This is a genomic window from Zoogloea sp. LCSB751, from assembly GCF_002028455.1.
Classification (GTDB): domain Bacteria; phylum Pseudomonadota; class Gammaproteobacteria; order Burkholderiales; family Rhodocyclaceae; genus Zoogloea.
The window spans coordinates 63890-85015 of the sequence record NZ_MWUM01000020.1; the positions used below are offsets into that span (position 1 = coordinate 63890).

The 21126-nt window shown below is 59.6% G+C and carries 21 protein-coding genes and 2 pseudogenes; 15 read left to right on the forward strand and 8 right to left on the reverse strand.

The features are described 5' to 3' along the window. The first annotated feature begins 58 nt into the window (after positions 1–58). Entirely contained in the window at positions 59–643 is a 585-nt protein-coding gene (locus B4920_RS19135; protein WP_079436278.1) for a GNAT family N-acetyltransferase, read from the forward strand. 488 nt (positions 644–1131) lie between these two features. Continuing rightward, positions 1132–1492, forward strand: a pseudogene (locus B4920_RS19140) (transposase); the annotation flags it as partial. A 411-nt stretch (positions 1493–1903) separates the two neighbouring features. Here the strand turns inward: B4920_RS19140 and B4920_RS19145 are convergent. Both B4920_RS19145 and B4920_RS19150 read right to left on the reverse strand, forming a co-directional pair. Next, on the reverse strand, positions 1904–2854 hold the full coding sequence (locus B4920_RS19145) for a DUF4435 domain-containing protein (protein WP_079436279.1): 951 nt from the start codon (positions 2852–2854) through the stop codon (positions 1904–1906). Beyond that, positions 2851–4446 carry an AAA family ATPase gene (locus tag B4920_RS19150; protein WP_161493343.1) on the reverse strand — a complete coding sequence of 532 codons (1596 nt, stop codon included), beginning with the start codon at positions 4444–4446 and terminating at the stop codon, positions 2851–2853. The genes B4920_RS19145 and B4920_RS19150 overlap by 4 nt, the downstream gene beginning before the upstream one ends. A gap of 1046 nt (positions 4447–5492) precedes the next feature. Between B4920_RS19150 and B4920_RS19155 the strand changes: the two genes are divergently transcribed. Then, positions 5493–5759 (forward strand): hypothetical protein, encoded by a 267-nt coding sequence (locus B4920_RS19155; RefSeq protein ID WP_079436281.1) that lies wholly within the window; start codon positions 5493–5495, stop codon positions 5757–5759. A 69-nt stretch (positions 5760–5828) separates the two neighbouring features. On the opposite strand, the gene B4920_RS19160 is transcribed toward B4920_RS19155, so the two are convergent. Further along, entirely contained in the window at positions 5829–6131 is a 303-nt protein-coding gene (locus B4920_RS19160; protein WP_079436282.1) for a DNA-binding transcriptional regulator, read from the reverse strand. After that, positions 6115–6498 (reverse strand): type II toxin-antitoxin system RelE/ParE family toxin, encoded by a 384-nt coding sequence (locus B4920_RS19165; RefSeq protein WP_079436283.1) that lies wholly within the window; start codon positions 6496–6498, stop codon positions 6115–6117. Before B4920_RS19165 ends, B4920_RS19160 begins: the two co-directional genes overlap by 17 nt. 335 nt (positions 6499–6833) lie before the next feature. On the opposite strand from B4920_RS19165, the gene B4920_RS19170 reads away from it, so the two are divergent. From B4920_RS19170 to B4920_RS19220, 11 genes are all read left to right on the forward strand, one after another. After that, entirely contained in the window at positions 6834–8339 is a 1506-nt protein-coding gene (locus B4920_RS19170) for an aromatic/alkene/methane monooxygenase hydroxylase/oxygenase subunit alpha (protein ID WP_079436284.1), read from the forward strand. An 83-nt stretch (positions 8340–8422) separates the two neighbouring features. Further along, positions 8423–8683 carry a toluene-4-monooxygenase system B family protein gene (locus B4920_RS19175; protein WP_079436285.1) on the forward strand — a complete coding sequence of 87 codons (261 nt, stop codon included), beginning with the start codon at positions 8423–8425 and terminating at the stop codon, positions 8681–8683. 28 nt (positions 8684–8711) lie between these two features. Then, positions 8712–9047, forward strand: a complete 336-nt coding sequence (locus B4920_RS19180) for a Rieske 2Fe-2S domain-containing protein (RefSeq protein ID WP_079436286.1) — start codon at positions 8712–8714, stop codon at positions 9045–9047. Between the two features lie 39 nt (positions 9048–9086). Then, positions 9087–9401 carry an MmoB/DmpM family protein gene (locus tag B4920_RS19185; RefSeq protein WP_079436287.1) on the forward strand — a complete coding sequence of 105 codons (315 nt, stop codon included), beginning with the start codon at positions 9087–9089 and terminating at the stop codon, positions 9399–9401. 49 nt (positions 9402–9450) lie between these two features. Then, positions 9451–10437 (forward strand): aromatic/alkene monooxygenase hydroxylase subunit beta, encoded by a 987-nt coding sequence (locus tag B4920_RS19190; protein ID WP_079436288.1) that lies wholly within the window; start codon positions 9451–9453, stop codon positions 10435–10437. Between the two features lie 15 nt (positions 10438–10452). Then, positions 10453–11466: a 2Fe-2S iron-sulfur cluster-binding protein gene (locus B4920_RS19195; protein ID WP_079436289.1), complete on the forward strand. Its 1014-nt coding sequence runs from the start codon at positions 10453–10455 to the stop codon at positions 11464–11466. A 31-nt stretch (positions 11467–11497) separates the two neighbouring features. Next, the gene (locus tag B4920_RS19200; RefSeq protein WP_079436290.1) at positions 11498–12904 is read left to right on the forward strand and encodes an OmpP1/FadL family transporter; all 1407 of its coding nucleotides are present in this window, start codon (positions 11498–11500) and stop codon (positions 12902–12904) included. 81 nt (positions 12905–12985) lie between these two features. Continuing rightward, on the forward strand, positions 12986–15895 hold the full coding sequence (locus tag B4920_RS19205; protein WP_079436291.1) for an ATP-binding protein: 2910 nt from the start codon (positions 12986–12988) through the stop codon (positions 15893–15895). Positions 15896–15912: 17 nt separating this feature from the next. Further along, positions 15913–16521: a response regulator transcription factor gene (locus B4920_RS19210; RefSeq protein WP_079436292.1), complete on the forward strand. Its 609-nt coding sequence runs from the start codon at positions 15913–15915 to the stop codon at positions 16519–16521. Positions 16522–16634: 113 nt separating this feature from the next. Beyond that, positions 16635–17219, forward strand: coding sequence for an HD family hydrolase (locus B4920_RS19215; protein WP_079436293.1), 585 nt, complete (start codon positions 16635–16637; stop codon positions 17217–17219). A gap of 126 nt (positions 17220–17345) precedes the next feature. Beyond that, the gene (locus B4920_RS19220; protein WP_079436294.1) at positions 17346–17762 is read left to right on the forward strand and encodes a YidB family protein; all 417 of its coding nucleotides are present in this window, start codon (positions 17346–17348) and stop codon (positions 17760–17762) included. A 74-nt stretch (positions 17763–17836) separates the two neighbouring features. Here B4920_RS19220 and B4920_RS19225 read toward each other — a convergent pair whose 3' ends face one another. From B4920_RS19225 to B4920_RS28930, 4 genes are all read right to left on the reverse strand, one after another. Continuing rightward, a complete protein-coding gene (locus B4920_RS19225) occupies positions 17837–18511 on the reverse strand; it encodes a dihydrodipicolinate reductase C-terminal domain-containing protein (RefSeq protein WP_079436295.1) in 675 nt (224 codons plus the stop codon). Positions 18512–18532: 21 nt separating this feature from the next. Then, positions 18533–19039, reverse strand: coding sequence for an AAA family ATPase (locus tag B4920_RS19230; RefSeq protein ID WP_079436296.1), 507 nt, complete (start codon positions 19037–19039; stop codon positions 18533–18535). A gap of 259 nt (positions 19040–19298) precedes the next feature. After that, the gene (locus tag B4920_RS19235; protein ID WP_079436297.1) at positions 19299–19508 is read right to left on the reverse strand and encodes a hypothetical protein; all 210 of its coding nucleotides are present in this window, start codon (positions 19506–19508) and stop codon (positions 19299–19301) included. Between the two features lie 223 nt (positions 19509–19731). After that, positions 19732–20331 (reverse strand): hypothetical protein, encoded by a 600-nt coding sequence (locus tag B4920_RS28930; RefSeq protein WP_139379564.1) that lies wholly within the window; start codon positions 20329–20331, stop codon positions 19732–19734. 370 nt (positions 20332–20701) lie between these two features. Between B4920_RS28930 and B4920_RS19240 the strand changes: the two are divergent. Then, positions 20702–20989, forward strand: a pseudogene (locus tag B4920_RS19240) (phage integrase N-terminal SAM-like domain-containing protein); the annotation flags it as partial. Positions 20990–21126 lie beyond the last annotated feature (137 nt).

Genomic DNA, 21126 nt, shown 5'->3' on the forward strand with positions numbered 1-21126 from the left:
GGCATGTTCTTTATCTGCCGGCACACCGCATCGTGCCGGCACACAAGGAGATGCCTGTATGCTGGACGCCATCGTCATCACGATCGGCATCGTCGGGATTACCGCCTCGCTGCTGTATAAACTCCTGCTCCTGGCCTATCGGGCAGACAAACGCACAGCTGCACCCCATCCTGTCCTTCCCATGCCCCTTGAACTCACCCTCCGCAGCGCCCAGCCATCCGACGCACCGGCCGTGGCCCACCTGATCGGCGGCCTCGCCCATTACTTCCTCGCCGACCCCGCCGCCGCCGAGGCGGGGCCCTTCCTGGAGAACTTCTCCGTCGACGCGGTCGCCCGCTGCATCGCCGACCCGGCCATCGATTACGTGGTGGCCTGCGTCGGAACCGAACTGGTCGGCGTCGCCGCGCTACGGGGCCAGACCCACGTCCACCACCTGTTCGTCCGCGCCGACCTGCACGGGCAAGGCATTGCCCGCGGCCTGTGGCAGCGCCTCAAGGCCGGCGCCGGCGACACCACCCACTTCACGGTGAACTCATCCCTATACGCCGTGCCCACGTACGCGGCCTTCGGCTTCGCCCCGACCGCAGAAGTGCAGGCCCGGAACGGGGTGCGCTATCAACCGATGGCGCTGCAGGAGGCCTGAGCAAAAAATTGCTGACACGTCCGAGCCCGGAGCGAAGTGCTCGACCCTCCGATTTGAACTATCGAAGCTTGGACTTGAACGGGTTCAGCTCAGACTTGAACTCGAGATCCCCGGACTGGAACTTTTGATGCGGCGAGCTGAGCTCGAGATCCTCGGAGATGAGCTATCGATGCTCAGAGGGAAGCGGGCTCAAGTCTGAGGGAGGCCAACTTAAGTCTGAGGGAAGTCGGCTTAACGTTGATTTGAACTTGTTCAGCTCGGAGCTGAGCAAGTTCAAATCGGAGCATCAAAGGCGGGGCTCAGAGGGAAGTGAACGCGGCTGGGAGGGAAGTGGGCTCAGCGTGGAGTGAGCTGCACTGCGTGAAGAGCCCCGATGGCTGGGCGTTGAGGTCAGTGGGCGCCGTGTTTTGGTCGGTAAGTGCTGCTTGGCCCAACGACATCGGGTCCGGCGCTGGGAGTGCGTGGAGAAGGACCGCTTCTCGATCCGCGCCGAAGCCGCGCAAGCCGAACTCGACGCCTTCGCCCAAGGCCCCTGGGGCGAGAAGTTTCCGTCAGTGGTCACCGCCTGGCGTCGGGCATGGGATCGGGTGATTCCCTTCTTTGCTTTTCCACCCCCCGATCCGCCAGGTAATCCGTACCACCAATGCCATCGAGAGCATCAACGCCCGGTTGCGCAAGATCATCAAGACGCGGGGGCATTTCCCGAGCGACGAGGTTGCGACCAAACTGATCTGGCTGGCCCCGCGTAGTATCACTGCTGACTGGGGACGGGCGGCCAGGGACTGGAAAGAGGCAATGACCCAATTTGCCATTCTTTACGCCGAACGCGTTGAAGTGGTACGCGAATAGAATCACTACCGACTTCTCTACCGAGTCGCCTGACGGCAGCTCGGTAGAGAGGTCTCTTCAAGCCTTACACACAGAAATTCTGACACTCCCTACGTTACGGTCCAAGTAGCTTGCCGAGTTTGATAGCCATACATCGGAAAAGTGCCCTTCAATGGCCGTTTATACTGAACTGCCGGTTTTTTTGAACTCAAAATTCAGCCTCGTCCCGCCATTCAACCCATTAAGGATTGAATGGCGATTAGTGGTTTGAATTTATCATCTGAGTGTCGTTTTTTTGGGTTAATTAAAAATCAAGGGCAATTCCATATCGCGAGTAATTTTAATTGGTGCGGATCACCAAAGGAGCCATATGCTTCAGGTGTGAAGATCGAATCTCTGCTCGTAAGAGTGGAGTGTTAGATGTCGTGGTTTTTAGTTTATTTCGCTCTCGATATTTAAGGTAAATTTTCTTAGGCAGTCTGGTATTTCGCATGATGCCGAAAGCATTGCTAAGAGGGAGCTTGATTTTGTGTCAATTGATATTTTTCCGCCCCCTTTTGAAAAAAAATTCGGGGCCTTCGAATTTCTATCTTCAATCAATATAGATATAAATCTCTGAAAGGTATAAAACAAGAACTTTCCTCTCCACTCTCGGGTGGAGTCCAGTGAGTCAAAGTCGCTTTTTAGACCATCGAAGTCTTTCGGATCAATGGGAGTTGAGATGGATATAAGCTTGAGGAGCTCTTGGCCACTTGCGGTCTGCTGAACTGATGCATCTTTGTGCTTAACCTCGACGGATTTTGAGGGGGCCTCGCTGATAGAGCCAGAGGTGAGTTTTTCTCCTTCGAGTGATTTCTTTCGAACAAAGTGAATTAGGCGATTTGCCTCGTATAGTGCGTTCTTATGCTGCTGAAGCAGATTGTCAAAAAGAGAAAGAATGCGATCTACATCATCGAAGGTTTCTGCGTCCGACAGTTTGAATTGAGTGAGAAGAATATTGCGTAGTGCTGTTCTGCACACCAAAATATTTTCTATGGAATAAGTTGAGGTGACGTATATATCGCTTCCAGCTGACCGGCCTTTAAGATCATCGAAATCCTTATCGATGAAATATAGTGTGCCGCCACCCTTTAAAATTTCCTTGCTTCGGAATATGTGATCCCTTAGTCCGAGTACATTGTCCTTCCCGTTTGCTGGAAAGAAAAATCCGATGTTTGTCTTCTGTAGGCGATTAAATATTGCACCATAAAATATGAGGTCGTCGTCTCCTTCGACGACAAGGATTTTCTTGTCTGGCAGCTTTCCTTTGAGCTTGTTGTATCGCATGATAGTTACTGCCAAAGAATTCTTTTTCTTCGATATATTTTCTGGCGTATTGTTCATTGCTGAGTTTCTGCGCCATTCTTATATGTGGTCTCAAGGCTGCCGGCTGCCAAAGCAAGATTGTTGTCAAAAATAAATGGCGAATGGGTTATTGCGACGAGTTGCCGAAAATTTGGGGACGAGGATATGTCTGGAAGTAACATCTGTTGCCATTCTAGGGACAAAGAAAGTTCTGGTTCGTCCACCAATATCAAGTAATTCTTTCGGGGGTCTAGCATTAATCGAGCAAAGATGCTGATTACCTGTTTTTCTCCAGATGAAAGATTTTCGAACTTTATCTCTTTGTCTATTATTGTGTTTCTTACTTCTAGCTCTAGCTTCACCTTATCAAACATGAGTCGCTTCTCACTTTTGATAGGTGAGTTAGGGTCATCACCTTCGGGATAAATGTAGCGATTTACAATATTTGTAAACTGCTCGATTGCCTCTTCGTCTTCTCGTCGCTGTGCGTAGACTTTTAGTAACTGACTTAGAAATCTCCTTAGCTCACCTCGATTTTCTTTGTATATTTCACGGCTTTCAATTAGTGCGGAAAGTCCTGCGCGCAATTCAGAAGTGTTTTTCCCTACGCGAGCGAGTACTGCTTCGATCGATGCTAGATCGAACGTCTCTTGAAGAGTCACATCAGTGTCTGGGTCCGCGCCTATCAGCTGCTCTAATGTTTGTCCATTGCTGCGAGTCGATGCTTCGAGTGTTTCCTTTCTTATTTGAGAAAAAATTGAATTAAGTCTCGCTTCAATATCTCCCATTCCAAAGAATATTAGTCGCGTTGAGCTCCACGCGTCTTTTGCTGCTCTACCCCTGTTTGTGAGGCGATTCGGTTGCTGAGGGGTGCTGCGGAACTCAGGGATGTCAGCTTCAATTCTTCGGTATGTCGGCAGATAAAGAACCGAGCATCCGTTAAGTTGTGCCTTTGCTTTTGCATACAGGTCGGAGAAACGTCTGGACTTTAGGAATGGGGCACATAGTGAAGATAGCTGTTCGAATATCTCGTCTTTGTCGTATGGGGAGCCGCGATATATGTCCTTAAATGCTCTGGTTTGGGATGCCTCATCTAAATCACCTAATATGTACTTGGTGAGCAAATCAATTGCGCTGTCTTTTTCAATGTCCCAGATGGAGAATATGTCACTTTCTGCAATTGAATCTAAGTCGTCAGGCTTGAATGCGCTAAATAGTTCGTCTTTTTGATAAGATGAAATAGAGTCGTCTGACCATACGATCTCGATGGACTCAAAATCCAGCGAGTAAAGTAATGTTGGGCGGCCCTCAAATACAGCGTATATCGCATTCAATAATGATGTTTTTCCAGACCCGTTGTCGGCGCTAACTATTTTGATTGGTGAGTGACAAGATAGGCTAACGTTTTTATAGCCATGGAGGCCATTTAGGGTGAATTTATTAAATATTGGTGCGGGTTGGCTGAGAAGGCTGTTTTCCATATTTTTTAAATTAAGATGTTGGAGATTGCGATTGTCAAAAGTGCCGCGGCGAAACGGTCCGGAAAGCCGGTGTAGATAAGAAAATCCTTTTTTGTAATCAGTTAATTGAGATTGCCAAATTCTGTGGGTAGGTTGTGGCTTTACAGCCACGGAATCCGACCGTGTTCGATAATCGTAGCGTAGAGTGCTCCTTGCGAATGCCTTGCTTGTCATCCATCTCGTGATGCCTATATATCGTAGGTGGGTTGGCGTTGATGGTCACTGTCGACATTGACCGGTAGGACCAAGCCTCAGTTGTCTTACGGCCTCGTCACTCGTCACACTCCCGAGCCAAAGCCGAACCCATGTTGTATTGTTTTTCATGCACAAGAGTATCCGTGCTGGATGCAGCCTGCGCTTTAGTCGCCCAGTGCCGTCGTGGTGCGACGGGCTATTACTGACGTAGCTTAGAGCACATCCAAGCGGTTGTTTAGGCCAATGAGCAGACTTATCGCCCACATTCTCAAATTTCTACTCGATTGCTAACGCTCCCTTTTGATCTGCCCGCCTGAATCCAGAGTGCATGATTGATAGGCCCCTAGAGAAGTGCCAATGTCTTGTCTCCTATTGTTATCTGCATCTTGATGCCGATTACTTATGTCAGTTCGCGTCCTTGCCATCTAGCCGGTTACTTATCAGCGGATGCATGCTTTAATTAGGTAGGGGTATCCCATGAAGCCCGGCACTTTTTCAGCGAACCACTTCACATTTTTCAAATTTCATAGACTCGCAAATCCTTTGACGACATCCCCATTCGTTCCCGTCAGCCCCCTCCCTTGACGCCCCCGCAACACTCAGCCGATACTCCGCCCGTCGCTGAAACATCAGCGATCAGGTTTGGCGACCTGCTGAAAACAAGGCGGATAGTGAGCCGCGTTGCGGCTTTTTTTGTCCGTGCACACTTGGTGCGTCCATGATCAATGGCGGGCCGGGTGGGGAGGGCTTCGGCCCTGCCGGTTCCTTGTTTCCGGTTCGCCAACCCTGCTTTGGCCCGCCCCCCGTTTGGCGACGGGGAGCGGAAAGAGTCCCAAACAAGGAGTCCGCACCATGGTTGTTTCCGCCCTGGCGTGCGTTGGTTCGCACGCGTCCATTGCTCATGCCGTCGTAATTGTTCCGCCTCTTCCGCGCTGGGCGCGGAGCGGGGGGAGGGCGTTGCGATGAATACGCCGTTCAGTTTCCCCGCGCCGGCGGGGCCGTTCTACCGGCTGGCCGAGGAGGCCAATGCGCTGGCCATCGTCGATCAGCTTTCCGCCCGTCAGGTGCAATTGCTGTCCTTGCTCGCCATGACCTATGGCGATGCGGGGGATGTCTTCCGGCGCATGAATCCAACGCTGCAAGACAATTACCTGTGGGCCTGCTCGATGCTGGCCCAGGAGGTGGGGGATTTGTTCGAGGCGCTGCGGGCGGCTGAAAGGACGTCCTGATTGGCCGGTGCCCGGATGCGTTCCGGGCGCGGGCCTATTCGCATCGCGAATGCCCGTCTCTAGCGGGCATCAGATGATGGCCTGCAGGCCCTTGTCGGCGATGATATTGAGTAGCTTGAGCGCCGGTCCCGTAGGATGGGTTTCGCCTTGCTCCCACTTGCGCACGGTCGAAGCGGTGGTGTGCAGGTGTAGCGCGAATACCGGTTGGCTGAACTGCAGCTTTTCACGCAGGCGTTTGATGTCGGCAGCGTTGAACTCCCGCACCGGCGGCGGACAGATCGCGTCGAACTCGCGCATCGTCACCTTGCTGATGGCGCCCGCTTCGTTGAGCGTAGCCAGGTCGTCGCGCAGGGATTCAATGATCTTGCTCACAATGCACCTCCAGTAAAACACCTAACTGCAATGCTTTCGACAAGTCTTCGGCGGACAGTTCCAGGAACACTTTGCCGGCGAATTGCAGCGCCTTCTTTTCGTTCTGCGTGATGTTCGCTCTGTCGCTCTTGGGAAACCCGTGCAGGAACACGTAGCGGTTATCGATTCGGGCCGACAGCAGCGTACGGTAGCCGCCACTCTTTCCGCCGCCGGGGCGGGCCACCCGCTTTTTGTAGAGGTTGCCGCCCAGGTCTGCATCGATCAGACCGTCTTCCATTTCCTTGACTGCCTTGCACAAGGCGGCGTCGGGCAATTTCTCGCCCACCTGCCACCGTGCGAAATCCTTCCGCTTGAGGATGTGCGTCATCTGGTTTTCCAAACTATGCCCGATACGGGTATGGTTTTCAATGCTCAAAGTGATGGGTATGTGCTTCGCAAGGTTGGACGTGTTGCCGCTCCATTATTGATTGGACGATACATTCTGTTGTCGCCAATTTATCCATTTTGGGTTTGTTTGGTCTCCCCCCATGCTGCACAGCACCTAAACCATCGTCTAATACCCCGCGTTTTTGTTTCCTTATAACTTTCCTCCACACGGTCGAAACGCAGCGTCGGTTCGGCTGGTCGCTCCGGTCGGCGCAGATCGACCGGATACGAGGGGGAGCTGCAGGGCTCCTGCATCCCGTTATGAAGGAGACATGAATGGCCGTACTCAATCGGATGGACTGGTATGACCTGGCCCGTTCCACCAACTGGACACCCAAGTACGTTACGGAGGACGAACTGTTTCCGCCCAAGCTGTCGGGCGAATTCGGTCTGCCGCTAAGCGCCTGGGAAAACTACGACGAGCCCTACAAGCAGACTTATCCGGAATACGTGAAGGTCCAGCGCGAGAAGGATGCCGGCGCCTATTCGGTGAAGGCGGCGCTGGAGCGCAGCCGGATCTTCGAGAACGCCGATCCGGGCTGGAAGTCGGTGATGAAGGCGCACTACGGCGCGATTGCCCGCGGCGAATACGCGGCGGCCAGCGCCGAGGCGCGGATGATGCGGTTCTCCAAGGCGCCGGGCATGCGCAACATGTCCACGCTGGGCTGTATGGACGAGATCCGCCACGGCCAGATGCAGCTCTACTTCCCCCACGAGCATGTGTCGAAGGACCGCCAGATGGACTGGGCCTTCAAGGCCTACGACACCAATGAGTGGGCGATGATCGCGGCCCGCCATTTCTTCGACGACATCATGATGACGCGGGACGCGATCAGCGTTTCCATCATGCTGACCTTCAGCTTCGAGACCGGCTTCACCAACATGCAGTTCCTGGGGCTCGCGGCGGATGCGGCGGAGGCGGGCGACCACACCTTCGCCAACCTGATCTCCAGCATCCAGACGGATGAGTCGCGCCACGCGCAGATCGGCGGCCCGGCCCTGAAGGTGCTGATCGAGAACGGCAAGAAGGAAGAAGCCCAGAAGCGCGTGGATATTGCGGTGTGGGGCGCCTGGAAGCTGTTCTCGGTGCTGACCGGTCCGATCATGGACTATTACACCCCGCTGGAGCACCGCAAGCAGTCCTTCAAGGAGTTCATGGAGGAGTGGATCGTCGCCCAGTTCGAGCGCGCCCTCACCGACATGGGCCTGGATCTGCCCTGGTACTGGGACATCTTCCTGAAGGACATCGGCCAGACCCACCACGGCATGCACCTGGGCTCCTACTTCTGGCGTCCGACCCTGTGGTGGAACCCCGCCGCCGGCGTGACCCCGGACGAGCGCGCCTGGCTGGAGGAGAAGTACCCCGGCTGGAACGACACCTGGGGCCAGTGCTGGGACGTGTTCATCGACAACGTGGTCGACGGCAACATGGCCATGACCTATCCGGAAACGCTGCCCTACGTCTGCAACATGTGCCAGCTGCCCATCCTCGGCGTACCAGGCAAGGGTTGGGACGTGAAGGACTATCCCCTCGAATACAACGGCCGCCTGTACCACTTCGGCTCCGAAGTGGATCGCTGGGTGTTCGAGCAGGAGCCCGAGCGCTACGCCGGCCACCTGTCCATCGTCGATCGCTTCCTGGCCGGGATGATCCAGCCGATGGATCTGGGCGGTGCCCTGCAGTACATGGGCCTGGCCCCGGGCGAGATCGGCGACGACGCCCACAACTATGCCTGGGCCGAGGTTTACCGCGCCCTGCGCGAGACCCGTAAGGCGGGTTGATTTTTCCCCATTGACCCCCTGATCCGGCGCGCCCGGCAGACCTGCTGCCGGTGCGCCGTGTGCCACACGAGGAGATTTACACCATGGCCCTTTTTCCATTGACCTCCAATTTCGAGGGGGATTTCGTCCTGCAGCTGGTGCCCGTGGATACGGAGCACACCATGGACGAGGTGGCGGCGGCTGCCGCCGTGCATTCGGTTGGCCGCCGCGTGCGTGACCGGCCGGGCCACATCCTGCGGGTGCGCCGCCACGGCAGCACCGAGTTGCTGCCGCGCAACCTGAAGGTTGCCGAGGCGGGGTTCAAGCCCACCGAGACGGTGGACATCGTCTGGCAGGCCGCCTGAGGCGCCCACCGGATCGAGGAGCAAGAGCATGAGTTTCACCAAGGTATGTACGGTCGATGACGTGTGGGAAGGGGAGATGGCGCCCTACACCGTCAATGGCCACGAGGTGCTGCTGGTCTGTGCCGACGGCGGCGAGATCAAGGCCTTCCAGGCGATCTGCCCGCACCAGGACATCGCCCTGTCGGAGGGCAAGTTCGACGGCAAGAAGCTGATCTGCCGCGCCCACCTGTGGCAGTTCGACGCCGGCACCGGCAAGGGCATCAACCCGGACGACTGCGCGCTGGCGAGCTATCCGGTGAAGGTCGATGGCGACGAGGTGTTCGTCAGCACCGAGGGCGTCGAGCCCCTGTTTGCCCACAGCTGAGCGCCGCTGCAGGCCACCCCTATTCAGAAGGACATGAGCATGAGCACTGCAAATTCGGCGCAGGCCTATCACAACAACCTGGTCGGCCCGGTGATGCGCGCCGGCGATCTGGCCCAGGCGGTCATCGAGGCCGCCAAGGTGGACAACCCGGGCAAGGAAATCTTCGTGGATGACAAGCGCGCCTACATCCGCATCCACGCCGATCAGGAAATGATCCTGCGCCAGGCCACCATCGAAGAGGAGCTGGGGCGCCCGTTCCGCATGAACGACCTGGAGGTGGACCTGAGCTCTTTCGCCGGCCAGATCGAGAGCCGCGACGACCAGATCCGCTTCTATTTCAACAAGACGCTCTGAGCGGCCGCAGACCGCCACCCCAGACAAGAAAGACGCGAGGAGACACCGCATGTCCGAGATTCAAGTCCTGAAGCCCCAGAAGACCTGGAGCCACCTGGCCGCCCGCCGCCGCAAGCCGAGCGAATACGAGATCGTCAGCACCAACCTGCACTACAACGACAAGCGCCCCGATTCGCCGTATGAACTGTCCCCCGACATGTTCATGAACCAGTGGTACAAGAAGCACACCTTCGGTACCGCGCTGAAGCATGCCGACTGGAACGCCTTCCGCGATCCGGACGAGGTGGTCTACCGCACCTACAACCTGATGCAGGACGGCCAGGAGACCTACGTCTTCGGTCTGTTCGACCAGTTCAACGAGCGCGAGCACGACAAGGCTCTCGACCCGCGCTGGGCCGGCACGCTGGCCCGCCTGTACACCCCGGCCCGCTACCTGTTCCATACGCTGCAGATGGCATCGGCCTACGTCGGCCAGGTGTCGCCGGCCAGCACGCTGACCAACTGCAATTACTTCCAGATGGCCGACAGCCTGCGCTGGCTGAGCCACACCGCCTACCGCACCAAGGAGCTGTCCCAGACCTTTGCCGACAAGGGCTTTGGCGAGGACGAGCGGCGCTACTGGGAAGAGGATTCCGCCTGGCAGGGCTTCCGCGAGCTGATGGAAAAGGCGCTGACCGTGTGGGACTGGGGCGAGGCCGTGGTGGTGTTGAACCTGGTGGTCAAGCCGGCGGTCGAGGAGACCGTGCTGCGCCGCCTCGGCGAATCCGCCCGCCACAACGGCGACACGCTGCTGGGCCTCATCACCGATGCGCAGCTGACCGACGTGGCCCGCCACCGCCGCTGGGCGACGGCTTTTGCCGCCATGGCCCAGGAAACGCCGGGCAACAAGGAACTGATGCAGGGCTGGATCGCCAAGTGGGAGCCGCTGGCCGACCGCGCCATCGACGCCTACTGTGCGGCGCTGCCCGATGTGCCGGGCGCAGCCGAAGCCGCCAAGGCCGCCACCCGCGACTTTCGCCGCGGCCTGGGCCTCTGACCGCGCCGAATCGCCATGAACGCGCCATTGATCCTGAATGAGCGGGACGGCAGCTGCTTCGAGCAGGCGCCGGGGGATACCATCCTCCGCGCCGCGCTGCGGGGCGGCGTCGGCCTCTCCTACGAATGCAACTCCGGCGGTTGCGGCGGCTGCAAGTTCGAGCTGCTGAGCGGCGAGGTCGAAGACCTGTGGCCCGACGCGCCGGGCCTCGGCGAGCGCGACCGCCGCCGCGGGCGCCATCTGGCCTGCCAGTGCCGGGCACTGGGCGATGTGACCATCAAGGCGCCGACCGGCAAGGAATACGTGCCGGCCATTCCGCCGAAGCGGCGCCGGGCGGTCTTGACCGGCATCACCGACATCACCCACGACATTCGGGAGTTTCGCTTCCACAGCGACGGCCCGGCGGATTTTCTGCCCGGCCAGTTCGCGATGCTCGATCTGCCGGGGGTCGGGACGTCCCGCGCCTATTCCCTGTCGAACACGCCCAACAAGACGGGCGAGTGGCATTTCCAGATCCGCCGGGTGGGGCAGGGCAAGGGCTCCTACGCGCTGTTCAACCTGCTGCGTCCAGGCATGGAGATCGGGCTCGACGGCCCCTACGGCGTGGCCTACCTGCGCACCGAGGCGCCGCGCGATCTGGTCTGCGTGGCGGGCGGTTCCGGCCTCGCGCCGATGATCTCCATCGCCCGCGGGGCGGTGGAGGCCGGCCTGCTCGGCCCGCGCAAACTCTATTTCTTTTACGGCGCACGGGAGCCTCGTGACGTGTGCGGTGAGTCGATGCTCGCCGCGCTCGACGGCTTCGGTGAGCACATCGTCTACTGTCTGGTGGTCTCCTCCCCGGGCGTAGAGGGCTGGGCGGGTGCCACGGGCTTCGTGCACACCCGCCTTCCCCAGGCCCTGCCGGCCGCCCTCTCCAACTATGAGTTCTACTTTGCCGGCCCACCGCCAATGACCCAGGCCCTGCAGGAAATGCTGATGGTCGATCACCGGGTGCCCTTCGAGCAGATCCATTTCGATCGATTCTTTTGAGGTTCCGGCTGGAACCGATGCGGAGATAACAATGAGAAGACGGTATTCGAAGGGGCAGGGCGCGCAGCGCCGCGGTGTGGCCGTCAGCGCGCTGGCGCTGGCCCTGGCTGCGGCCAGTGGCAGCGCCTGTGCCACCGATGTGTTCCGCCTGGAGGGCTTCGGGGCGATCTCCCGCGGCATGGGCGGCACGGCGACCGCCTACGACACCGGCCCCGCCGGCATGATGACCAACCCGGCGACCCTGTCGCTGATGCAGACCGACAACGCCTTCCTGCTCGGCGTCGACCTGGTGACCACCGACATCGATGTGCGCAACCAGAGCAGCGGCGAGAGTGTGAACTCCAGCAACCACAGCGCCAACCGTGGCCCTTACTACGCGCCGCAGGTGGCCTACAGCCGTCGCGTGGGTGAGTGGACCTTTGGCGTCGGTGCCTTTGCGCAGGGCGGGCTGGGTACCGAGTTCGGGCGGAGCAGCTTCCTGTCCCGCGCGACGGGTGGGCTGGATACCGGGCTGGAGAATTCGAGCCGCCTGCTGGTGCTGAACATTCCGTTCGCGGCCAGCTTCCGCGTGTCGGAAGCGCTGACCGTCGGCGCCGGCATCGACGCCACCTGGCAGGGCATGAACCTCAACCTGCTGCTGGGCGCCGACCAGGTGGGCAGCCTGATCGGCGCCGGGCGCGTGTCCGGCTCGCTGCTGCCGGTGCTCGGCGGCCTGCCGGACCTGCGTGGCGCGCACTTCAGCCTGACCCGCAATTCGCCGGTGGCGAGCGGCATCGGTGCGTGGGGCTACACGCCGCGGGTCGGCATGACCTACGCGTTCTCCGAGGCGACCCGCGTCGGCGCCGCCTACACCGGCCGCAGTCATGTGTCGGACATGGAAGGCCGGGCAACGCTGACGGCCGTCGATGGGGTGGCGGGGCAGGTGCCGCTGCCGGGCCGCATCAGCATCCGCGATTTCCAGATGCCGGCGGTCTTCAACCTCGGCGTGAGCCAGCGGGTGAACGAGCGCCTCACGCTGGCGGCTGATCTGTCGCGGGTGTATTGGTCCAGCGTGATGAAGGACATCAAGGTGGGCTTTGCCGCCGATGGCGGGGGCGACCTCAACATCCTGCTGCCGCAGAACTACAAGGACCAGACCATCCTGGCCCTGGGCGGCGCCTGGCAGGCGGATTCCCGCTGGACGGTGCGCGGCGGCTTCCGTTTTGCGCAGCAGGCGCTGCCCGGCTCGACGCTGTTCGCGGTGATCCCGGCGATTCCGCGCAAGCATTTGTCGGCGGGTTTCGGCTATGCGGTGTCGCCCAGCTCCAGCGTGGACTTCGCGTGGTCCCACGCCTTCCAGGAGAATATGGATAACGTCAGCCTGCCGAACACCTCGGCACCGATCCGGGTGAGCCACGCCCAGGACAACGCAACGCTGGCCTATACCTATCGCTTCTGAACGCGCATCCTTGGCAGCAAAAAGGGCGGCCGCGGGGACAGATCTTGTCCCCGCGGCCTGTCCGCATTGGGAGAAGACGGGATGAATCCCGACGACAAGATTTGCAGGGTGGCCAGGCCGACCTCGGTGCGCGGGGTCGTGATCGGAGCGGGCGACGCGCGGGACGTGCGCCGACAGAAGATGGCGCGGATCATCCTCGATTCCATGTACCAGTTTCTGGGCCTGCTGGACCTGGACGGCAATGTGCTGGAAATCAACCAGGCGGCGCTGGACGGGGCCGGCCTGGCGCTGGAGGACGTGATCGGCAAGCCCTTCTGGCAGGCGCGCTGGTGGGAGGTGTCGGAAGAGGTGCGCCAGCGGGTCCGCGAGATGATCGAGGAGGCCCGCAACGGGCGCTTTGCGCGCTGCGATTTCGAGGTGTTCGGCGACCTGCACGGCAGCCGCACCATCGTCATCGATTTCTCGCTGACCCCCATCCTCGACGACGCGGGGCAGGTGGCCTTTCTGCTGCCGGAAGGGCGCAACATCACCGAGAAGATCGCCAGCAGCGCCGAGTTGTCGCGCAAGAACGGCGAGCTGCAGGCGGCGCTGGAACGCCTGAAGGAACTGGACGGCTACAAGACCCGCTTCTTCGCCAACGTGAGCCACGAGCTGCGCACGCCGCTGGCCCTGATCCTTGGCCCGGTGGAGCAGCTCATCCAGGAAAGTGCCGCCCTCGGCGAGCGGGAACGCTTCCGGCTGGCGGCGATCCAGCGCAATGCGCGCTCCTTGCTGCAACAAGTGAACAACCTGCTCGACCTGGCCCGCATCGACGCGGACCGGATGCCAATGGCCTATGTGCAGGCCAATCTGGTGGCCCTGGTACGCGAGATCGCCGCCGGCTTCGACGCGGTGGTGGAGGACCGCCACATCACCTTCAGCCTGCGCGGAGAGGATGAGCTTTACGCCGACGTGGACCGGGCCAAGTTCGCCCGCGTGGTGGAGAACCTGCTGTCCAACGCCTTCAAGTTCACGCCGCCGGGCGGGCGCATTGCCTGCGGCTTCGAGCACCTGCCCGGTGGGCGAGTGCTGATCAGCGTGCAGGACACCGGCCCCGGTGTGCCGGACGAGATGAAGCCGCACATCTTCGACCGCTTCACCCAGGGCCGCGAAGGCCTCGACACGGGCGGCAGCGGGCTGGGTCTCAACATCGTCAAGGAGTTCGTCGAGCTGCACCGGGGCACGGTGGTGGTGGTCGATGCGCCGGGCGGCGGCGCGTGCTTCCAGGTGGAGGTCCCGGCCCGCGCGCCGGATGGCGCCTTTGTGCGGACGGCGGCGGGGCGCGAGGTGCAGCTCACGCCGGAGAGCGCGCTACCGCTGGCGGCGGACTTGAGCCTGCCCGGCGCGGAGGCTTTCCATCCGGGCGCTTTCCAGCCCGGCAAGCCGAAGGTGCTGGTGGCCGAGGACAATCCGGACCTGCGCCTCTTCCTGCACGACGTGCTGTCCGACGAATACAACGTGATTCTGTGCGAAGACGGCGAGGCGGCCTTTGAGGCGGCGGTGGCCGATCCGCCGGACCTGATCGTTACCGACCTGATGATGCCGCGCTGGGACGGCGAACGCTTCGTGCGCGCGCTGGCCGAGCTGCCGGACTACCCGAACGTGCCGGTGCTGGTGCTGTCGGCGCGGGCCGACGACGCGCTGCGCTCCAACCTCCTCGAAAACCTGGTGCAGGATTACCTCATCAAGCCTTTCTCGGCCCAGGAACTGTGCGCCCGCGCCCGCAACCTGGTGACGGTGAAGCGCACGGTGGACATCCTGCAGCGGGAGCTCAACTCCCAGGCCTCGGACATCCTCGAACTCACGTCGGGGCTGGTGGAGAGCCGCAAGACCCTGCAACGCAGCTTCACCGCGCTGCAGGTGTCCGACCGGCGCTGGCTCGGCCTCTACGAGAACACCGCGGTGGGCATCGCGCTGGCCGACCGGGAGGGGCGCATCCTGTCCGCCAACCCGGCGTTGCAGCGCATGCTCGGCTACGGCGCCGACGAGATCGTCGGCGTGTCGCTGATCGAGATCACCGAGCCGTCCGAGCGGGCCACCGCCCAGCGCAACGTATATGGCCTGTTCGACGGCGAGCTGCCCGGCTACAAGACCCAGAAGCGCTACGAGAAGAAGGACGGTGGCTACCTGTGGGCCAACGTGTGCGCGTCGCGCATCCCGGCCATGGCCCAGGACGGGCCGATGCTGGCGGTGATCGTCGAGGACATCACCCTGCGCATGGAGGCGGAGCGTTCGCTGGCGGCGACCCGCGGCGAGCTGACCCGCGTGGCGCGCTTCACCGCGATGGGCGAGCTGGTGGCCTCCATCGCCCACGAGATCAACCAGCCCCTGTCGGCGGTGATCACCAACAGCCAGGCCGCGCTGCGCTGGCTGGCCCGGCCGGCGCCCGACCTCGGCGAAGTGGAGGCCGCGCTGCAGCGGGTCAATCGGGACGCCAGCCTGGCCGGCTCGGTGATCTCGCGCATCCGTGGCTTCCTGCGTGCCGGCGAGATCCGCCGCGAGCCGGTGGACGTGGCGCGCATGCTCGACGAACTCCTGCAGATGCTGCACGCCATGCTCGCCGACGCCGGCGTGCAGGTGCGCGTCGACCTGCCGGTGCCCACGCCGTGCCTGATCGCCGACGCGGTGCAGCTGCAGCAGGTGATCCTCAACCTGATCGTCAACGCGGCGGATGCCATGCGCGACCTGCCCGGCCGCGAGCGCCTGCTGCAGATCCGCGTCGAGCCGGCGCAAGCAGGCGGGCTGCAATTCTCGGTGCAGGACTGCGGCCCGGGCGTGCCCGAAGGCGCGGAGGCCAGGCTCTTCGACGCCTTCTACACCACCAAGCAGGACGGCCTCGGCATGGGGCTGGCGATCAGCCGCGGCATTGTCGAGAACCATGGCGGCCGCCTGTGGCTGGAACGTGGCGCCGGGCCGGGCGCCTGCTTCCGCTTCACGATCCCCGACAATTGAAAACGCACGGAGACAACATGGTGGACAGCCCCGAACGGGTATATGTGGTCGATGACGACCTGTCGGTGCGGGAGGCGCTGAGCAGCCTGATCCGCTCGGTCGGCTTGCCCGTCGAAACTTTTTCCTCGGCCGAGGACTTTCTGGCGGCGCAGCGTCCGCCCGGCGTGGCCTGCCTGATCCTCGACATCCGCATGCCCGGCCTCAACGGGCTGGAACTGCAGACGCGGCTGGCGCAGGACGGACTGTCGATCCCGATCATCTTCATCACCGGCCACGGCGACATTCCGATGGCGGTGCTGGCGATGAAGAAGGGCGCCGTCGAATTCCTCTCCAAGCCCTTCCGCGACGACGACCTCCTCGACGCCATCCACGCCGCCCTCGAACGCGCGCGGGCGTCGTACAAGGACGAAAGCGAAGTCGGCGAGATCCGCCGCCGCTATGACTCCCTCACCGCCCGTGAACGCGAGGTGATCGCCTTCATCGTCAAGGGCGCCCTCAACAAACAGGCCGCCGCCGAACTCGGCGTATCGGAGATGACCGTCAAGGTGCACCGCCACAACATCATGCAGAAGATGGGCGTCACCCGGCTGCCGGATCTGGTGCGGATGGTGGAGCGGCTGGCGTGATGGGGAAGATCCGGGAGCGCGCCTTTGGCGAAAGGCGAGTGGTGTAGACCCGAAGCAGATTGTCGCCCCCGCTGTTCGGTAAACTATGCGGCCACATCGAGATGTAGGACACCATGCAAGCGACCGCACTGGAACAGCAACTCAATTTCCTCAGGGAAATCGACCGCCTGAAGTCCGTCGTCCGGCAATCGCCGCTGCTCGACAAAAGCCGTAAGGAAAACTCCGCCGAGCATTCCTGGCACCTGGCGATGTACGCCCTGCTGCTGAGCGAATACGCCAGCGGACCGGTGGATACCAACCGCGTCCTGCGCATGCTCCTGATCCATGACATCGTCGAGATCGACGTCGGCGATTTCCCGATCCATGGCGGGACATCGCCCGAATTGCAGGCCGAACAGGAAGCCGCCGCTGCGGTGCGCCTGTTTGGCCTGTTGCCGCAGTCTCAAGGCGACGCGCTGCTGGCGCTGTGGCAGGAATTCGAACGCGCGGAGAGTGAGGACGCGAAGTTCGCCAAGGCCCTCGACCGTTTTCAGCCGCTGCTGATCAATGTCTTCACCGGTGGCGGCACCTGGACGGAGAACGGCGTTTCGCTGGAGCAGATCTTCTCGCGCTATGGCCCCGTTATCAGGAGAGGGGCGCCGCAGCTGTGGAGCGTGTGCGAGCAATGGGTGACGCAGCACTTTGCAGGGCAGGCGTAAGGCGTGTCGGGCTAAACTACTCCTGCACTCAGACGATCGCCTTTGTGGCATTCATCGTTGCGGCCGGCGTCGCACAGGCCGTGATGTCCCGCGCACCATTTCCCCACCTCAGTGAAAGGAACAATCATGGGTCTGTTCGATCAAGTCGTCGGCGCCGTCATGTCCGGCCAAGCAACGGAGGGTGCCGGCAATCCCTTGCTCGCCGGCATCATGCAACTCGTCAACGACCCGCAGACCGGCGGACTGGCCGGCCTTGTCCAGGCCTTCCAGAACGGCGGCCTCGGTGACATCGCCAAGTCCTGGGTGTCAACGGGCCAGAACCTGCCGATCTCCGCCGAACAGATCCAGAGTGTGCTGGGCAGCAGCGGCATCCTGCAAAGCCTCGCCAGCCAGTTCGGTCTCGACAGCGAGCAGGTTTCCGGACAGCTCGCCGAATTGCTCCCGCAGGTCGTGGACAAGTTGACACCCAACGGCGCCATTCCCGAGAGCAATGACCTGGTGGCCCAGGGCATCGAACTGCTGAAGGGCAAGCTCTTCGGCTGACCACCGGCGCGGGCATCGCTGGTGGTGGCAGACGAGTGGCATGGAAGCCGCAAATCAGGCCGGCAGGGGAGGGGTTACAACCAGCCCTTGGTGATGAACTCCATTACAGGATAGACCCGGCTCTCCAGCGGATGGGCATGCACCGCCTCGACGATGCGCGCGACGCCGTTCGCGTAGGGCGTGTCGCCATAGACGCGCGTTTCCATCTGCACGCTGCAGGCGCCATCCTCGATGCGGATGCGATGGAAGGCATGGCGGGCGAGCTGGTTCTCGGGGATGTGCAGCGTGTCGTGCTGCACCGACGGCTTGCGGACGGACTGGATCGCCTCCGGCGCCAGCCCGAGCGAATGGGCCATGCTCACCGCCGTGCCCGGCACCGAGGTCTTCGACGCCTGATGGGATTCCACCAATTCGATCTTGTAGCCCCGGAACAGCGGCCCGGACGCCTCCAGCATCGCCATGAACTTGAGCATCAGGATGTTCGTGTTAGGGCACAGCACCACCGGAAAAGCGAACTCGCCATCCTCGACGGCCGACCCGGTGGAGAGTTCGATGAGTGGCGACCTCGTCTCTACACAAAACGTGCTGACCGCCGCCAACTCCCGCCCCGAACCCGCATGAACCACGATGGCCTGCCCATCGTCCGCAGCCCGCTCATCCCACGAAACAACCTGATACCGCGTGTCCAGCTCCAGCGAGCCGAGCAATTCCTTCGCCAGCTTGCCGGCTCCAACGATGATGACTTGCATGTTTATGGCGTTAACAAAAGATCAATGAAAGTGGGCGAAGCCATGGCCGGTGTTGGCGTCGGCGGAAATCTCGATGACTTGAACGAACCCCTCTTCAATGGAAGGGGGCTCCAGCATGGAAAACACGCTGCGAACAGCAGCTTCTGGAACTCGTTTATCTGGAGCGCGCAGTTGGTTACGGATCAGGGCCACCTCCAGCGGGGCGTTGACCCATACAGCGATTGCCGGCACGCCCAGCGCGGAGGCGATAGCAAGCACCTTGGCTCGATGAGACTTTGCAGGCAATGCGGCATCGAACACGACGGCATTGGTGAGAAGCTCCTGGTTCGATTGCACCCATGTTGTCTTGCCCGCGCCTTGAACACCCATCACGACGTAAAGGCTTTTGGGGTTTGAACCACCACGCAAGGCTAGCGATAGATCGGCAAACGCACGCTCCCAGGCCAGCGCGTTCCGCTCGGCAGTGAAGACGCGACCACCCTCGGTTTCGAGGTAATCATCGGGATTGATGTGAATTGCCGGTGTCACGATATGAGGGGCTGACTTTGATCCAGGGCGATGGCTCGGCTGTGTAACATCACGGCTGCTCCGTAACGGGGACCTGTACCCATACTGCTGCCGCGCTCTGCCAAGGCGCCGAGCCTGGACTGTTGCGGGGCACGTTTCGACCCAATGTTGCCGTTGAGCTTTGAGGAAAGGTGTCGTTCAATGTCTGAATTCAGCGGACGTCAAAAGCGTAGCTTTTGGCGGTCCGCTGGAATGATCTGTTAGGCATTTAGTTACGCTGTTAGGAATGATTTGGCTTTTCTTCGGTGATGCAGCGGAATTCCAAAGTGGCTGCCCCCGGCTGCCCCAGCGCTGGATGTGCGATTGTCGTATTGACTATTTCTACTTTTTTGCTTTTCTTGGCACAAAAATCATTTGCCTCTTGAGAAATTTCACCATGAACAGCCGTTGGTGCACCAAAACCAACCTGAAGGCTTGTCTTTGAAACCATATACCGATCGCTGCCGCTTTGTATTACCCCGGTCGAGGAGCAGCCTGTAAGGGCGAAAACCGTTACTTCGATAAATAAGTCTCTATTTGTAAAAATTGAATATCTCCAGTCTGGAATTTTTGGCGAAAAGTTTTTATTGCAGCCTAACGTGCTAGCTCAGTCATAGGCAAAAAGTGTGGTTTTTTTGACGGTTGGCTAGAGCTGATTATTAGGCCTTGAGATGTTATCTTTCATTTATTGAGATGTCTTGGGTGTCAAGCCAATTTTGTGTTGTTATTGCCAAAAAAATAACTTGATTGGCGCTGCTCATTAGACGGAAATTTCGATCTGCCCAGCAGTTTTTCGCCATTTCGTATCGGTCGTTGCCTTCCGAGCATCTGCTCCGGGCAGCATTGGTGGCATTGTCTATTTCTCGAATAAGAATTGCACTGCTGGAGCTCTTTATACTGTCAATACATTCATCTAGCAGACCATAAGGGCCATCACTTCCCCAGCTGGTGGTATTCAATCTTCTGTCCCAACACTCCTTGAATTTTTCTTCTGGCGCGTCTTTAAGGTTCAATATATATGCCACCACCTTGTTGACATTTTTTATTATTTCTGGCTGTGTTTTATGAATCCCGTTTGTAGCGCCGTCAAGAATGCTTGCTACTGCTCGAAGTTTTTTGTTTTCGGTTTTATACTTTTGAAGCTCCGTGCTTACCTCGGTAATTTTCTCTTTGTGCTGTTCGATTTCCTTTGCTTTTTCGAATGATGTAAAAACTGATGCAGCCAAGCCCACAGCAAGGGCAGTGATGATGCTAATAAGTATGGTTTGTTTCATTTTTGCGCTAATGACTTGGTGTTTTTTTGATGTCGATAATTCGTGTCGAGCCTTGGCCGGACTTTTGGAACCTTATGGAATCTTGAAGAACCGCATCAATAATGTACCCGTCTGTGGAGGTAGGCGAGTTTTTGCATTCGACATCAACTTCCGCTTTGAATATTCCGATATCGGTAGTGCATTCGTAATGAATTGTGTATTTCATATCGCCAATAAATTTACTTTGGTTGCCTAACTCTTTCTTAGGGCGACTGCCCTGCTGTGTAACATCGGTGCTGCTCCGTAACATCGAACACCGACCTGCGTCGTAATGCGCTTGCCGCCTGAATGCACGAGGTATAGACGGTACAAATAACAGTCATAACAAGCCATGAAAACCAGCACAGCACCGTTACCGCCGCTGCGCTCGGTCAAGGTTCTCGACCAGTTGCGTGAGCGCATACGCTACCTGCATTACAGCTTACGAACCGAACAGGCTTATGTCCACTGGGTTCGTGCCCTCATCCGTTTCTACGGTTTGTGTCACCCTGCAGCCTTGGGCAGCAGCGAAGTCGAGGCATTTCTGTCCTAGCTGGCGAACAAGCGCAAGGTTTCGGCATCCACGCATCGTCAGGCATTGGCGGCCTTACTGTTCTCCTACGGCAAGGTACAGTGTGCGGGTTGCGTTCTCCATAGCTACTCTGTGAACTGCCATCCATTGTTGGCCATGGAGGAATATCCTCGCAGCGGAGCAGATCACAATTTTCAGATCTGACTGGCAGCGCGAGCGTTTGGCGATTTCGGCGTTGGTTTTGG